Origin of the sequence: Pseudoalteromonas sp. S1608, assembly GCF_005887265.1 — a bacterium.
Taxonomy (GTDB): Bacteria; Pseudomonadota; Gammaproteobacteria; order Enterobacterales; family Alteromonadaceae; genus Pseudoalteromonas; species Pseudoalteromonas undina.
In genome coordinates, this window is the sequence record NZ_PNDK01000111.1 from 1 (window position 1) to 262 (window position 262).

A 262-nucleotide genomic window follows, 5' to 3' on the forward strand; every position below is an offset into this window, starting at 1 on the left:
GCATGTTTTGCAGTGTCTGCTTTCGATATTGGCAAAGCGCGTGAGGAGGTAATTTTAGCAATTAAAGCCTCTTATCACTGTAAAACAATACCAACGATAATCATTATAAGCCCGCCCAAGGTTCATGAAGGGGGAAGTTATAAAAGCATTTACGCAGGTGCAGGTAAAAAAGTTGAACAATTATCTATTGAATTTAAAGCCGTCGACTATCGTCACACCTGTGTATTTTTAGATTGTTAACCGATGAAAAAGCCTTTAAATA

General features: G+C 37.4%; 1 pseudogene. It reads left to right on the forward strand.

The annotated features are described in order from the left end of the window. Positions 1-240, forward strand: a pseudogene (locus CWB75_RS18900) (hypothetical protein); the annotation flags it as partial. Positions 241-262: the final 22 nt, after the last annotated feature.